We start from the raw sequence: 13,927 nt of genomic DNA on the forward strand, positions 1-13,927 counted from the left end.
CGTAGGTTTGGCGACCCGTGAAGTAAAATGGTCTTATTTCACGTATCGATGAATTTCACTCATTAGCCATGCTGGAACGCACCCATCTGTCCATCGTCCAGGAAGTGGACAAGCAAGGCTCGCTCACGGCCGCCGCCGAGGTGCTGCACCTCACCCAATCGGCCCTGAGCCATTCGATCCGCAAGCTCGAAGCCCAGCTCGGAACCGAGATCTGGCAGCGCGAAGGGCGCAGCCTGCGGCTCACCCAGGCGGGCCAGTACCTGCTGGCGGTCGCCAACCGGGTGCTGCCGCAGCTGGACCTTGCCGAGGAGCGCCTGCGCCAGTTCGCCCAGGGCGAGCGCGGCTCGCTGCGCATCGGCATGGAGTGCCATCCGTGCTACCAGTGGCTGCTGAAGGTGGCGTCGCCCTATCTGGCCAGCTGGCCCGACGTGGACGTCGACGTGAAGCAGAAATTCCAGTTCGGCGGCATCGGCGCGCTCTTCGGCTACGAGATCGACCTGCTGGTGACGCCCGACCCGCTTTACAAGCCGGGCCTGCACTACGAGCCCGTGTTCGACTACGAGCAGGTGCTGGTGGTCCCGCGCGGCCACGCCCTGGCAAGCGTGCCCTACGTGAAACCCGCGCACCTGACGCAGGAAGTGCTGGTGACCTACCCGGTCGCCACCGACCGGCTGGACATCTACAACATGTTCCTGATGCCCGCCGGCGTGACGCCCAGGCGCCACAAGGCCATAGAGACCACCGACATCATGTTGCAGATGGTCGCCAGCGGCCGGGGCGTGGCGGCCTTGCCGCGCTGGCTGGTGGAGGAATATGCGGAAAAGATGGACATCGTGCCGGTGCGGCTGGGCCCGCGCGGCATCGCCAAGCAGATCTTCCTTGGCGCGCGCGAGGCGGACATCGAGGTGGACTATCTGAAGGCCTTCGTCGAGCTGGCGCGGCAATCGCGCGACCTCCTCGAAAAGGAGAAAACCCGCTGAATTGAGCCAGAAAAGTAGTTCTTAGGGTTTCAATTCTTTTAACTGCGGAACAAAAGGGTTATTGTGGTTCCATCATGGACACCCTCCGGCTCGACCTCCGTGTGCCAGCAGGCTGGAGTTGCTGGGTCGAACTCATGCGCACGCCGCGCGGCACCTACGTCGGCTTCGCCGAGCTGAGCCAGAGCGGCATTCCGCGCTGCGCACTGGTGATTACGCAGCAGCTCTCCTGGGACGCGGCCGTGGAACGCGCCACGCTGCGGGCCGACCATTTCGTTCGGCAATGGGGCGCGCCACGGGGGCACTGAGCAGGCGCCAGTGACAGCGCCGCTGGGCGCGGGCGTGGTAGAAACCGCGAGCGTTTTCAACCCCACGTTCCGCTTCCGATGCCGCAATCTTTTCGCCGGGCTACCCACATACCGCGCGCAAGGTGGCTGGCTTGGCTGCTGGCCGGTGTCGCCGTGCTGCTGCTGGCTGGCTGCGCCGGCCTGCCGGCCGACGTGCAGCGCAAGCCCTCGACGGCGATCACGAACGGCGCGGACACCACGCTCGGGCGCCTCGTGCAGGCGGCCGCACCGCCCGGCGAGCCGTTGAGCGGCTTCCGCCTGCTGCCGATGCCGCAGTTCTCGCTGCATGCGCGCATCGAACTCGCGCGCCGCGCGCAGCGCTCCATCGACGTGCAGTACTACCTGGTGCAGAACGACGAAACCGGGCGCTACCTGCTGCGTGCGCTGCGCGAGGCGGCCGACCGGGGCGTGCGCGTGCGGCTGCTGGTTGACGACCTCTATACGGCCGGCGCCGACCCGCTGTTCACCAGCTTTGCCGCGCACCCGAACGTGGAGGTGCGGCTGTTCAATCCGTTCCCGGCGGGGCGGGATCGTCTCGGCACGCGCTGGGCCTGGTCGATCCTCGACTTCGACCGCGTGCACCGGCGCATGCACAACAAGCTCTACGTGGTGGACAACGTGATCGGCGTCATGGGCGGGCGCAACATCGCCAACGAGTATTTCCTGCGCGACGGCGGATCGAACTTCATCGACATCGACACGCTGGTGGCGGGCGCGGTGGTGCCCAGGCTGTCGTCGCTGTTCGACATGTACTGGAACAGCCCGTACGTGTACCCGATCGAATCGCTGGTGCCCGCCACCGGCGAGACGCCCGCGCAACTGCGCGAGCGCTTCGACAGGCTCACCACCGGCCCCGCCCAGCTGCACCCCGAGGAACCCGGCTCCACCGACCTGCTCGGCAACAACCCGCTGGCCAAGGACCTCGACGCGGGCGCGCTGAAGCTGGTGTGGGCGCGCGCCGAGGCCTATGCCGACGCGCCGGCCAAGGCGCTCGCACCGACCGAGGAAGCGCGCGGCCTGCCGGCCGACGAGTCGAAGGACAGCGTGCTCTACAACGTGCGCCGCTACATTCGCGCCGCCGAGAACGAGGTCCTGCAGACCACGCCCTACCTGATCCCCGGGCGTGGCGGCATGGAGAGCATCCGCATCGTGCGGGGCAACGGCGTGAACTACAGCATCGTCACCAACTCGCTGGCGGCCACCGACGAGTCGCTGGTGCACATCGGCTACCGCCGCTACCGGCCCGAGATGCTGCGCCTGGGCGTGGAGCTGTACGAGCTGAGCCCCAAGCGGGTGGAGCAGACGAAACGCTTCGGCATGTACGGCTCGGCCAGCGGTCGGCTGCACGGCAAGTCGGCGGTGATCGACCGCAGGATCGTGTTCATCGGCTCGATGAACTTCGATCCGCGCTCGATGCTGCACAACACCGAAGTCGGCATCTTCATCTTCAGCCCGCAGATCGCGCAGCAGCTCACCAGCCTGATCGGCTTCATGCGGCTGGACGGCGCCTACCAGCTCCAACTGGGGCCGACGGGGGCCATCGAGTGGGTGAGCCCGGCCTCGGGCGACGCGGCCGACACCATCCTGCACCAGGAGCCGGAGACGGACTTCTGGTCGCGCTGGAAGCTGGACCTGCTGGCCCCGCTGGTGCCGGAGAGCCTGCTCTAGCTGCCGCCACGTCGCATCCTCAAAACAGAGGATGGTGGGCAGAGAGGGGGCACAGAAGAATCACGTCGCTCGTAACGAGTTGATTCTTTTGTTTACTCCCTTTCACCTGGAACCATCCATGAAAACACTCTCCGTGGCTCCGGCCGCCTCCATCTCGTTCTTCAAGACGACGCGCTCCGCTTGCGCAGTGGCGCTCCTGATCTCGCTCGGTGCCTGCGGCGGGGGCGGGGGTGGCGGCGGCGGTGGTGGTTTTGTCGGCTTGCCTGTGGCCGGGGGGGCAAATCCCCCCGCCAGCAATCCGCCGGCGGCGTCCATGGCTTTCTCGGGCACGGCCGCGTCGGGCCTGCCGTTGTCGGGCACCGTTACCGTGAAGGACGCCAAGGGCGCCACCAAGACCGTGCAGCTGTCTTCCAGCGGCGGCTACACGGTGGACGTGACCGACATGACCGGCCCCTTCGTGTTCCGCGCCGAGGGCACGGTGGGCGGCCAGCGCGTGGTGATCCATTCGGCCGCGACCGCCGCGGATGCCAACGGCACCATCAACATCACGCCGCTGACCGACCTGGTGGTAGCCAACATCGCCGGCAAGGTGGCCGACAAGTACTTCGACAGCGGCGATTTCGGCGCGCTGTCGGCCGACGAACTCAAGGCCGAATCCGACGCGCTGAAAGCAAAGCTGCTGCCGGTGTTGCTGGCAATGGGCGTGGACTCGAGCATCGACCTGCTGCGCACCGCGTTCTCGCCGCTGTCGAGCGCGCTGGACAAGGCGCTGGACGTGCTGCGCGTGAGCGTCGACCCGGCCACCAACGTCGCGACCATCACCAACATCGTCACGCAGCAGCAGATCGTGGACGACCTCGCGGTGAAGGCCGCGCAGGATGCCGGCACCACGCCCATGAGCGGCACCGGCATGGAGACCGCGGCGGACGACGTGGTGCTGATCCGCAAGGCGCTTTCCGACATCACGGCCAAGTTCGCGAACGGGCTGCCCGTGCCGGCCGATCTGCTGCCGCTGCTGACCAACACCAGCAACAGCGCCTACAACTTCCGCCTGGCCGACGCGAGCGCCAGCGAATTCGTGAGCGACCTGACCGGCGACACCAACATGGTGGGCGCTAGCTTTGCCGACGTGGTCATCAACCGCATCAACTACACCGTAGACGGCACCAACAACCTGGCACCGCGCGCCTTTGTCGAGTTCACGCACAAGGACAAGAACGGCGTTGCCTTCAGCAACAACAAGAGCATGCAGGTCGTGAAGGGCAACGACGGCGTGTGGCGCTTCCGGGGCGATGGCCGCGTGCTGGACATCAACCCGCACATGCAGGCCTTCAAGGACCCGGTGTCGGGCTGCGTGACCACGGGGCTGGAATTCCTGATCAGGGACCCGAACCCGACCAACAGCAACGCGGCGGTCGCAGTGGTGGTGACCGGCCCGGGCCTGCCGCCGAACGGGCTGCGCCATGTGCGCGCGCCGCTGGCGGGCGACTACTGGCCGATCCAGGGCAACAACGGCGGCACCCAGTACCTGCTGGCGTCGAACTGCGTCGGCGCATCGACGGCGGGGCTGAGCGACAGTGCCATCGCGGCAATACCGGCCGAGCCCGAGTACACATTCACGGCCTACACCAGCAACGACACGGTCGCGCAGATCACGAGCAGCACGTTCGACATCGTCTACAAGCAGAGCTTCAATGCGCGGCCGTTCACGCTGGCCGAGGCGGCGGCGTTGGCCTATCCGAGCTTCACGACCACGCCGGCGCTGGCTTCGTACAGCGGCGGCAGCGACTTCGCGATCAGCGCGACGGGCCTGAACCCGGCCTTTTCGTCGGAGTTCTTCCTGGCCCTGGCCAGCGCCACCTCGACGCCCAGTACATGGTCGGACCAGGCCGACGTGGCGCCGTCAGCCGCGGGTGCGGCGTCGCACACCTTCAATGCGCCGGCCCTGTCGGGCTTCGTGCTGCGCAGCATGTTCGTGAGCACGCGCGACGCCAACTGGCGCGAAGTGGTGCTGCGCCAGGCGAACTGAGGAAGCTGCCGGTTGGCTACTGCGGCGGCTGCCGGCCGTTGAGATAGGGCTCGGGGTCCACGGGGTTGCCGTTCCTGCGGATCTCGAAGCGCAGCTTCACGCGGTCGGCGTTGCTGCGGCCCATCTCTGCGATCTTGTCGCCCTGGCGCACCACTGTGCCTTCCTTGACGAAGATGGTCTGCAGGTGCGCGTAGGCGGTGAGGAAGGTCTCGTTGTGCTTGATGATGACCATGTTGCCGTAGGCCGGCAGTTCGCCGCCCACGTACACCACGCGGCCGTCGGCCGAGGCCAGGACCGGGTCGCCGAGCGTGCCGGCGAGGTCGATGCCCTTGGTGCGGTCGCCGTCGAAGCGCGCAATGATCGGGCCGTTGACGGGCCGGATGAACTGCGCTGCGGGTCGCTGCGCCACCGGCGGCTTGGCCGCCGGGGCCGTCGGCCAGGGTGTGTTGAGGTCGACGGTGGTGCACGCCGCGAGGCTCGCGGCAAGCAGCGCTGCAGCGCCGGTACGGAAAGCAAAAGTCTGGAGTTGCATGGCGCCTTGTTGGAACGGATTCGTTGCGGAGGGTTCCTTCGGTGCGGCTCCGCCGGGCGGTGCCGCGCGAGCGATGCTAGCAAACTCGCGTGCCGGCTCCCCGGGAAGTGCAGGGCAGCAAAGGGGCGGTGGGTGCCGGCGCTACTTGAGCGGGATCGGCGTTCCGCGGTCGATGGGCACGGCGGTCACGCTGTTCTTCGGCGAGCCGTCGACCAGCAGGTCGGAGTAAGTCAGGTAGACCAGCGTGTTGCGCTTGGGGTCGACCATGCGCACCACGCGCAGCCGCTTGAAGAGCACCGAAAGCCGCTCGCTGTAGACCTCTTCGCGCTTGGGCAGCGGCTGCGTGATGCTCACGGGGCCGACCTGGCGGCAGGCGATGGAGGCTTCGGACTTGTCCTCCGCCACACCGAACGCACCGGCCAGCCCGCCGGTCTTGGCGCGCGACACATAGCAGGTGACGCCGTTGACCTTGGGGTCGTCGTAGGCCTCGATCACGATCTTGTGGTCAGGGCCGATGAGCTTGAAGGCGGTGTCGACGTCGCCCACCGTTTCCGCGTGCGCCGTCGTGGCCAGGATGAACCCGAGGCCGAGCGCGGTGCGCAGCAGGGTGGAGCTAAGTGTCATGGTGTCGAGTGGTTTCAGATGAGGTCGATGGTGTGGACGCGGTCGAAGCTGCCGCGCCGGCGGTCTTCGAAGAAGTGCTCGAGCGTTTCGCGCACGGTGCGAAAGGCGATTTCTTCCCACGGAATCTCTTCCTCGGTGAAGAGCTTCGCCTCGATGGTCTCGTGGCCGGGGTCGAACTTGTCGTCGAGCAGGCGGGCACGGTAGAACAGGTGGACCTGGCCCACGCGCACGACGCTGATCACCGAGAACAGGCCTTCCATCTCGAAGTTCGCGCCGGCCTCTTCGTCGGTCTCGCGGACCGCGCCCTGGGCGGTGGTCTCCTCGAGTTCCATGAAGCCGGCGGGCAGGGTCCACTTGCCCCAGCGCGGCTCGATGTTGCGCTTGCACAGCAACACCTTGTCGCCCAGGACCGGAATGGTGCCGACCACGTTGAGCGGGTTCTCGTAGTGGACGGTGTGGCAGGCCGGGCAGATGGCGCGCTGCTTGGTGTCGCCGTCGTCCGGAATGCGGTAGACCACGGCGGTGCCGCAGTTCTTGCAGTGCTTGATGGGAACGCGCAGGAGCATGAAGCCGTCCGCAGCTTTCAGGCGATCCTGACGGTCAGCGTCGGCAGGCCCGCGACTTCGCCCACCAGCGTGTCGCCGGCCACCACGGCAGCCACGCCTTCGGGCGTGCCCGTGAAGATCAGGTCGCCGGGCTGCAGCTCCCACGCAGCCGACAGGTGCTCGATGGTCTCGGCCACGTTCCAGATCAGCTTGCTCACGTTGCTGCGCTGGCGGTCGGCGCCGTTCACCTGCAGGGAGATCCCGGCCTTTTCCGCGTCGCCGGCTTGTGCCACCGGAACGATCGGGCCGATGGGCGCGCTCTGCTCGAAGCTCTTGCCGATGTCCCAGGGGCGGCCCTGTTTCTTCATGTCGTTCTGCAGGTCGCGGCGCGTCATGTCGAGGCCGACCGCGTAGCCGTAGATATGCTTGTGGGCATCGGCGGCCAGGATGTTCTTGCCGCCGGTGCCGATGGCCACCACCAGCTCGATCTCGTGGTGCAGGTTCTTGGTGAGCGTGGGGTAGGCCATGGTGCCGGTCTGGCCGGCATCGACCGGCACCAGCGCGTCGGCCGGCTTCATGAAGAAGAAGGGCGGCTCGCGGCCGGTGAAGCCCATTTCCTTGGCGTGATCTTCGTAGTTGCGGCCCACGCAGTAGATGCGGTGCACCGGAAAGCGGCTGGACTGGCCGGCCACCGGAACCGAAACGGTGGCGGGCGGGGCGAAGACAAACTCGGAAGCCATTGCGACGTGTCCTTTTTCAGCGAAACCTGGCGGGGAAACCGGCAGTGTGCCAGAGGCGGGAGGCCCACAATAGCGCGTCTCGCGCAACCCATTTCCCCGTTTCGAGTTTTCACCATGCCCATCCGACTCGGCAAAGCCGGCAAAGCCACCGCCTTCAACGAACTCGGCCGACGGCGCGACGATGAGGGCGACCAGGACGGAGCGCTCGAAGCCTACGCACAGGCCAGCGCCGTCCACCCGTACTGGGCGGCGCCCTGGTACAACGCCGGGCTCATCCACAAGTACCGCGGCGACTGGGCCGCCTCGCTGCAGGCCAATGCCCGCGCGGTGCAGTGCGAGCCGGGCAACGAAGGCGCGCTCTGGAACCTGGGCATTGCCGCCACGGCGCTGGGCGACTGGGCTACGGCGCGGCGCGCGTGGCGCCAGTACGGCATCGGCATTCCGGACGGCGAAGGGCCGATCGACTTCTTCGTCGGCCTCACGCCCATCCGCGTGCATGGCGACGAGGCCAGCGAGGTGGTGTGGGCAGACCGTATCGACCCGGCCCGTGCCATCCTGCGCAGCGTGCCGACGCCGGCCTGCGGGCACCGCTGGGGCGACCTGGTGCTGCACGACGGCGCGGCCAACGGCTACCGCATGCGCGGCGAGCGCGAGGTGCCGGTGTTCGACGCGCTGGAGCTGATTGCGCCCTCGGAGCACGGCACCTACGAAGTGACGGTCGAGGGCGTGACGCAGGACGACATCGACGCGCTCATCCGGCGCTTCGAGGCGGCCGATGCCAGTGCCGAGAACTGGACCACCAGCATGCAGGTGCTCTGCCGCGCCTGCTCCGAAGGGCGCCCCTACGGCGAGGGGCATGACCACGAACCCGGCGAGCCGCCCGGCGCGCGCGGCCCGTGGCGCCTGGGCATTGCGGCCCGGGAGGAGGGCGCCGCGCTGCGCATCCTGGCCGAATGGCGCGAAACAGCGGCGCCGGGATCCGTGCTGGGCGAGCTGCGCTGCCTGCTGCCGGGAGTGCCGCGCGCCTGAGGGCGCGCTATGCTCGGAAAATCATGAAGCTGCACAACTATTTCCGCTCCTCTTCCTCGTTCCGCGTGCGCATCGCCCTCAACCTGAAGGGCCTCGACTACGAGTACGTTCCCGTGCACATTGCGCGCGGCGAACACCGCACCGGCTCCTATCCCGCCATCTCCGCCGACATGCTGGTGCCCTTGCTCGAAGACGAGGGCGAGCGCTTCTCTCAGTCGATGGCCATCATGGAATACCTCGACGAAGTGCACCCCGAGCCGCCGCTGCTGCCCAGCGACCCGGCCGGCCGCGCCCATGTGCGGGCGCTGTCGCAGTCGATCGCCTGCGAGATCCATCCGCTCAACAACCTGCGCGTGCTCAAGTACCTCGTGAAGGACCTGAAGCTCGACGAGGAAGCCAAGAACAACTGGTACCGCCACTGGGTGCGCGACGGCATGCTGGCCTTCGAACGCCAGCTCGCGCAGCACCCCGCCAGCACCTACTGCTGGGGCAACACTCCCACCATGGCCGACTGCTGCCTGGTGCCGCAGATCTTCAACGGCCGCCGCTTCGACTGCGACTTCAGCGGCCTGCCGCGCACCATGGCCGCCTTCGAGGCCTGCATGGAGCTCGATGCCTTCCAGCGCGCGCAGCCTTCGCGGGCGCCCGACGCGGAAGCCTGAAGCCGATGGATGCGCGCTGGCTCGTGCCCGAGTGGCCCGCGCCGCCGAACGTGCGGGCGGTATGCACCACGCGCGACGGCGGGGTTTCGCAGGGGCGCTACCAGAGCCTGAACCTCGGCGACCATGTGGCCGACGATGCCGCGCATGTCGCGGAGAACCGCAGGCGCTTGCGCGAGGCCGTCGATGCGCGGCCGGTCTTCCTGCAGCAGGTGCACGGCACCGGCGTGGTCGCCCTCGACGACGGGCGGCACATGGTGCGCGACGGCACGGCGGCCGATGCCTGCACCGCCACCGCCACTGGGCTGGCCTGCACCATCATGGTGGCCGACTGCCTCCCGGTTCTCTTCACCGACGAAGCTGGCCACCGTGTGGCGGCAGCCCATGCCGGTTGGCGCGGACTGGCAGGCGGTGTGCTCGAGCAAACCGCACGGTCGTTCGCATCGGACTCGTCCGGCAAGGTCATCGCATGGCTGGGGCCTTGCATCGGCCCGAAGGCCTTCGAGGTCGGCCCCGAGGTCAAGGCCGCGTTCGAGGCGCACGCGCCCGAGGCTGCCGCGTGCTTTCGCCCCTCGGCATCCGACGGCAAGTGGCTGGCCGACCTGCCCGCGCTCGCGCGCCAGCGCCTGAAGGCAGCCGGGATCGCGGCGGTGCATGGCAACGACGGCACCGACGGCTGGTGCACCGTCGCCAATAGCTCACGGTTCTTTTCGCACCGGCGCGACGGCGTCAGCGGGCGCTTCGCCGCGCTGGTCTGGAAGGTCTGAGGGCGTTGCTTCTTCGGCCTTGGCTGCGCGGCGTGCGGCTTCCTGCGCCTCGGCCTCGCGCTGCTTGATAGCCCGGCGCCGCGCCGGGGTACTCATCAGGTAAACCACCAGTGCCAGCGGCGCCAATCCGTACAAAAGAAATGTGAAGATGGCGCCAAGCACCGTGCCCGTGGTGTTGGTGGCTTCGGCCACCGCCATCATGAGTGCGACGTAGAGCCAGCCGATCACGATCAAATGGATAAACACGGGATTTCAGTCGGTAAGGGAAAGGGCGGCGTTGTGGGTGCCTTGTGAATGCAGGATACTCAAATCACGCAAGCCATCCGTTTCGTTTCAGGCGAGGACCAGGAGACATGATGAAGCAACAAGCCGCGGGGGCCGATGCGTTCGCGCCCTTCCAGCAAGCAATGACCGAGGGATGGACCAAGGCGCTGGAAGCATTCCAGCAGTCCGCCACGCAAGGGGCCACGGCCTTCAATGTCGGCGGCACGCCGCTGTGGCAGATGCCGCAGATGTCGCCGTCGAAGCTGCCCGAGCTGCCGAAGCTGTCCATCGACCCCGAAAAGCTCCAGTCCATCCAGCAACAGTACGTTGCAGAAGCAACCGATCTCTGGCGCCGAGGTTTCGACGCCAGGCCCGAGGGCGACAAGCGCTTCGCCAGCGAAGCCTGGGGCAGCAACCCGCTGTCGGCCTTCTCGGCGGCCGTGTACCTGCTCAATGGTCGCACCATGCTCAGCATGGCCGAGGCCATCGACGCCGACGAGAAGACCAAGGCGCGCATGCGCTTCGCGGTCGAGCAATGGATGGCCGCCTCGTCGCCCAGCAATTCGCTCGCCTTCAATGCAGAAGCCCAGAAGAAGGCCATCGACACCCAGGGCGAGAGCATCGCCAAGGGCATCCAGAACCTGCTGCACGACATGAAGCAGGGCCACGTCAGCATGACCGACGAGAGCGCCTTCGAGGTGGGCCGCAACGTGGCCACCACCGAGGGCGCGGTGGTCTTCGAGAACGAATATTTCCAGCTGCTCGAGTACAAGCCCCTCACCGCCAAGGTGTACGAGCGGCCGTTCCTGCTGGTGCCGCCGTGCATCAACAAGTTCTACATCCTTGACCTGCAGCCAGAGAACTCGCTCATTCGCTATGCGAACGAGCAGGGCCACCGCGTGTTCGTGGTGAGCTGGCGCAACCCCGACGAGTCGATGGACAAGGCGACCTGGGACGACTACATCGAAAACGCCGCCATCAAGGCCATCCACACGGTGCAGGAAATCAGCGGGGCCAAGCAGATCAACACGCTGGGCTTCTGCGTGGGCGGCACCATCCTGAGCACCGCGCTGGCGGTGCTTGCGGCGCGCGGCGAGAAGCCGGCCGCGTCGGTCACGCTGCTGACCACCTTCCTCGATTTCAGCGACACCGGCATCCTCGACATCTTCGTGGACGAGCAGATGGTGCAGTACCGCGAAATGCAGCTCGGCAAGGGCGGCCTGCTGCCGGGCGGCGACCTGGCCTCCACCTTCAGCTTCCTGCGGCCGAACGACCTGGTGTGGAACTACGTGGTCGGCAACTACCTGAAGGGCGAGACCCCGCCGCCGTTCGACCTGCTGTACTGGAACAGCGACGCCACCAACCTGCCGGGGCCGTTCTATGCCTGGTACCTGCGCAACACGTACCACGAGAACAAGCTGGCCAAGCCCAATGCGCTCACCGTGTGCGGCGAGAAGATCGACCTGGGCAGCATCGACATTCCGGCCTACATCTACGGCTCGCGCGAAGACCACATCGTGCCCATCGGGGGCGCTTATGCCTCCACGCAGCTGCTGCCGGGCAAGAAGCGCTTCGTGATGGGCGCGTCGGGCCACATCGCCGGCGTGATCAACCCGCCCGCCAAGAAAAAGCGCAGCCACTGGATACGCGAGGACGGCAAGTTTCCCAAGACCCAGCCCGAATGGCTCGCCGGCGCGCAGGAACACCCCGGCAGCTGGTGGACCGACTGGGCACAATGGCTCAAGGGACACGCGGGCAAACAGATCCCCGCACCCAAGGCGTACGGCAACGGCAAGGCCTACAAAGCCATCGAGCCGGCTCCGGGCCGCTATGTGAAGGCCAAGGCCTGAGCGCAACAGATTTCAAATCACTTCAACGGAGAACCTCATGGAAGACATCGTCATCGTTTCGGCTGCGCGCACGGCTGTCGGCAAGTTCGGCGGCTCGCTCGCCGGCATTCCGGCCACCGAGCTGGGCGCCATCGTCATCAAGGAAGTGATCGCGCGCGCCAACCTCACGGCCGACCAGGTCGGCGAGGCCATCATGGGCCAGGTGCTCGCGGCCGGCGCCGGCCAGAACCCCGCGCGCCAGGCATGGCTGAAGGGCGGCGGCACCAAGGAAACGCCGGCGCTCACCATCAACGCCGTGTGCGGCTCGGGCCTGAAGGCCGTGATGCTGGCGGCCCAGGCCGTTGCCACCGGCGACAGCGAGATCGTGATTGCCGGCGGCCAGGAAAACATGAGCGCCGCGCCGCACGTGCTGCCCAACTCGCGCAACGGCCAGCGCATGGGCGACTGGAAGCTGGTCGACACCATGATCGTGGACGGCCTGTGGGACGTCTACAACCAGTACCACATGGGCATCACCGCCGAGAACGTGGCCAAGAAGTTCGGCATCGACCGCGCCGCGCAAGACGAGCTGGCGCTGGGCAGCCAGACCAAGGCCGCCGCCGCGCAGGACGCCGGCAAGTTCAAGGACGAGATCGTCGGCGTGAGCATTCCGCAGAAGAAGGGCGACCCCGTCATCTTCAACCAGGACGAGTTCATCAACCGCAAGACCAGCGCCGAAGGCCTGGCCGGCCTGCGCCCCGCCTTCGACAAGGCCGGCGGCGTGACCGCGGGCAATGCCTCGGGCCTGAACGACGGCGCCGCTGCCGTGATGGTCATGACGGCCAAGAAGGCCGCCGCCCTCGGCCTGAAGCCGCTGGGCCGCATCGCCAGCTACGCCACCGCCGGCCTCGACCCCGCCATCATGGGCATGGGCCCGGTGCCCGCGTCGACCAAGGCGCTGCAGCGCGCCGGCTGGAAGGCCGCCGACCTCGACCTGCTCGAGATCAACGAAGCCTTCGCCGCACAGGCCTGCGCCGTGAACAAGGAAATGGGCTGGGACGTGAACAAGGTGAACGTCAACGGCGGCGCCATCGCCATCGGCCACCCCATCGGCGCGTCGGGCTGCCGCATCCTGGTGACGCTGCTGCACGAAATGCAGCGCCAGAACGCCAAGAAGGGCATTGCGTCGCTGTGCATCGGCGGCGGCATGGGCGTTGCGCTGACGATCGAACGCTGATCGCAGCAACCGGGCGCTTGCGCCCGTTGGCGTTGCCGCTCAGCGCGACATCGACGGCCGCTGCGCCATCGCGGCACGCCAGCGCATCAGCTCGGGGTGCTGCTCCCCCGGCTTGACGCGCACCACGCGGGCGAAGTCCACCGCCACCACGGCGGTGATGTCGGCAATGCTGAACCGGTCGGTGGCGATGAACTCGCGGCCGGACAGCCGCTTGTTCAGCGTCTCGAAGAAGTGCTGCACGCGGGCCAGTCCGCGCTGCGCCAGTTCGGGAATCTGGGCGTAGTTCACCGGGCCGGGCAGGGCGCGGTCGGCCATGGCCGGCGAGCCGTTGCGCAAGGTTTCGGCAATGGCCAGCAGGCCTTCGAATTCCACGCGCCAGTTCCAGCTCGCGATCTCGGCTTTTTCGCCTGGCGTGCGGCCCATCAGCGGCGGCTCGGGGTAGCGGGCCTCCAGCCAGGCCGCGATGGCGGCGTTGTCGGTCAAGAGGCCGTCTTCTTCGGTGCGCAACGCAGGTACCGTGCATTGGGGGTTGATCTCGCGGTAGGCGGCGCTCAACTGCTCGCCGCGCACCAGGTCGACCTGCACCGTTTCATGGGCAATGCCCTTCTCGGCAAGCAGGATGCGCGCGCGCCGCGGGCTGGGCGCCGTGGCGCAGTCGTAGAGAATGATCATCGTCTGTC

General features: G+C 67.3%; 15 protein-coding genes. 9 read left to right on the forward strand and 6 right to left on the reverse strand.

From position 1 onward, the window contains the following. Positions 1 to 68: 68 nt before the first annotated feature. From ACQY8B_RS07580 to ACQY8B_RS07595, 4 genes are all read left to right on the forward strand, one after another. Positions 69 to 980, forward strand: coding sequence for a LysR family transcriptional regulator (locus tag ACQY8B_RS07580; protein WP_422086136.1), 912 nt, complete (start codon positions 69 to 71; stop codon positions 978 to 980). Between the two features lie 74 nt (positions 981 to 1,054). Beyond that, a complete protein-coding gene (locus ACQY8B_RS07585) occupies positions 1,055 to 1,285 on the forward strand; it encodes a hypothetical protein (RefSeq protein WP_422086137.1) in 231 nt (76 codons plus the stop codon). Positions 1,286 to 1,363: 78 nt separating this feature from the next. Continuing rightward, positions 1,364 to 2,992: a phospholipase D family protein gene (locus ACQY8B_RS07590; RefSeq protein WP_422086138.1), complete on the forward strand. Its 1,629-nt coding sequence runs from the start codon at positions 1,364 to 1,366 to the stop codon at positions 2,990 to 2,992. 118 nt (positions 2,993 to 3,110) lie between these two features. Then, the gene (locus ACQY8B_RS07595; protein ID WP_422086139.1) at positions 3,111 to 5,021 is read left to right on the forward strand and encodes a hypothetical protein; all 1,911 of its coding nucleotides are present in this window, start codon (positions 3,111 to 3,113) and stop codon (positions 5,019 to 5,021) included. A 16-nt stretch (positions 5,022 to 5,037) separates the two neighbouring features. Here ACQY8B_RS07595 and ACQY8B_RS07600 read toward each other — a convergent pair whose 3' ends face one another. The 4 genes from ACQY8B_RS07600 to ACQY8B_RS07615 form a co-directional block, all read right to left on the reverse strand. Beyond that, entirely contained in the window at positions 5,038 to 5,553 is a 516-nt protein-coding gene (locus ACQY8B_RS07600) for a murein hydrolase activator EnvC family protein (protein ID WP_422086140.1), read from the reverse strand. A 141-nt stretch (positions 5,554 to 5,694) separates the two neighbouring features. Further along, positions 5,695 to 6,177, reverse strand: coding sequence for a CreA family protein (locus tag ACQY8B_RS07605; RefSeq protein ID WP_422086141.1), 483 nt, complete (start codon positions 6,175 to 6,177; stop codon positions 5,695 to 5,697). A 14-nt stretch (positions 6,178 to 6,191) separates the two neighbouring features. Then, complete coding sequence (locus tag ACQY8B_RS07610; protein ID WP_422086142.1) at positions 6,192 to 6,743, reverse strand: NUDIX hydrolase; 552 nt, start codon at positions 6,741 to 6,743, stop codon at positions 6,192 to 6,194. Between the two features lie 17 nt (positions 6,744 to 6,760). Continuing rightward, the gene (locus ACQY8B_RS07615) at positions 6,761 to 7,462 is read right to left on the reverse strand and encodes a fumarylacetoacetate hydrolase family protein (RefSeq protein WP_422086143.1); all 702 of its coding nucleotides are present in this window, start codon (positions 7,460 to 7,462) and stop codon (positions 6,761 to 6,763) included. A 114-nt stretch (positions 7,463 to 7,576) separates the two neighbouring features. Here ACQY8B_RS07615 and ACQY8B_RS07620 point away from each other — a divergent pair, with 114 nt between their 5' ends. The 3 genes from ACQY8B_RS07620 to pgeF are packed head-to-tail and all read left to right on the forward strand — an operon-like array spanning position 7,577 to position 9,917. Continuing rightward, complete coding sequence (locus ACQY8B_RS07620; protein WP_422086144.1) at positions 7,577 to 8,491, forward strand: tetratricopeptide repeat protein; 915 nt, start codon at positions 7,577 to 7,579, stop codon at positions 8,489 to 8,491. A gap of 23 nt (positions 8,492 to 8,514) precedes the next feature. Beyond that, positions 8,515 to 9,153: a maleylacetoacetate isomerase gene (maiA, locus tag ACQY8B_RS07625; protein WP_285411103.1), complete on the forward strand. Its 639-nt coding sequence runs from the start codon at positions 8,515 to 8,517 to the stop codon at positions 9,151 to 9,153. 5 nt (positions 9,154 to 9,158) lie between these two features. Then, positions 9,159 to 9,917 (forward strand): peptidoglycan editing factor PgeF, encoded by a 759-nt coding sequence (pgeF, locus tag ACQY8B_RS07630; RefSeq protein ID WP_422086145.1) that lies wholly within the window; start codon positions 9,159 to 9,161, stop codon positions 9,915 to 9,917. Here the strand turns inward: pgeF and ACQY8B_RS07635 are convergent. Next, a complete protein-coding gene (locus ACQY8B_RS07635; RefSeq protein ID WP_422086146.1) occupies positions 9,849 to 10,163 on the reverse strand; it encodes a hypothetical protein in 315 nt (104 codons plus the stop codon). The genes pgeF and ACQY8B_RS07635 overlap by 69 nt on opposite strands. Positions 10,164 to 10,273: 110 nt before the next feature. Here ACQY8B_RS07635 and phaC point away from each other — a divergent pair, with 110 nt between their 5' ends. Together phaC and ACQY8B_RS07645 are read left to right on the forward strand one after the other, a co-directional pair. Next, on the forward strand, positions 10,274 to 12,031 hold the full coding sequence (gene phaC / locus ACQY8B_RS07640) for a class I poly(R)-hydroxyalkanoic acid synthase (RefSeq protein WP_422089167.1): 1,758 nt from the start codon (positions 10,274 to 10,276) through the stop codon (positions 12,029 to 12,031). Between the two features lie 37 nt (positions 12,032 to 12,068). Beyond that, positions 12,069 to 13,247 carry an acetyl-CoA C-acetyltransferase gene (locus tag ACQY8B_RS07645; RefSeq protein ID WP_422086147.1) on the forward strand — a complete coding sequence of 393 codons (1,179 nt, stop codon included), beginning with the start codon at positions 12,069 to 12,071 and terminating at the stop codon, positions 13,245 to 13,247. 39 nt (positions 13,248 to 13,286) lie between these two features. Here ACQY8B_RS07645 and ACQY8B_RS07650 read toward each other — a convergent pair whose 3' ends face one another. Then, on the reverse strand, positions 13,287 to 13,919 hold the full coding sequence (locus ACQY8B_RS07650; protein WP_422086148.1) for a glutathione S-transferase family protein: 633 nt from the start codon (positions 13,917 to 13,919) through the stop codon (positions 13,287 to 13,289). Positions 13,920 to 13,927: the final 8 nt, after the last annotated feature.

The sequence above is a fragment of the Variovorax sp. genome (genome assembly GCF_965279555.1).
Lineage (GTDB): Bacteria > Pseudomonadota > Gammaproteobacteria > Burkholderiales > Burkholderiaceae_C > Variovorax.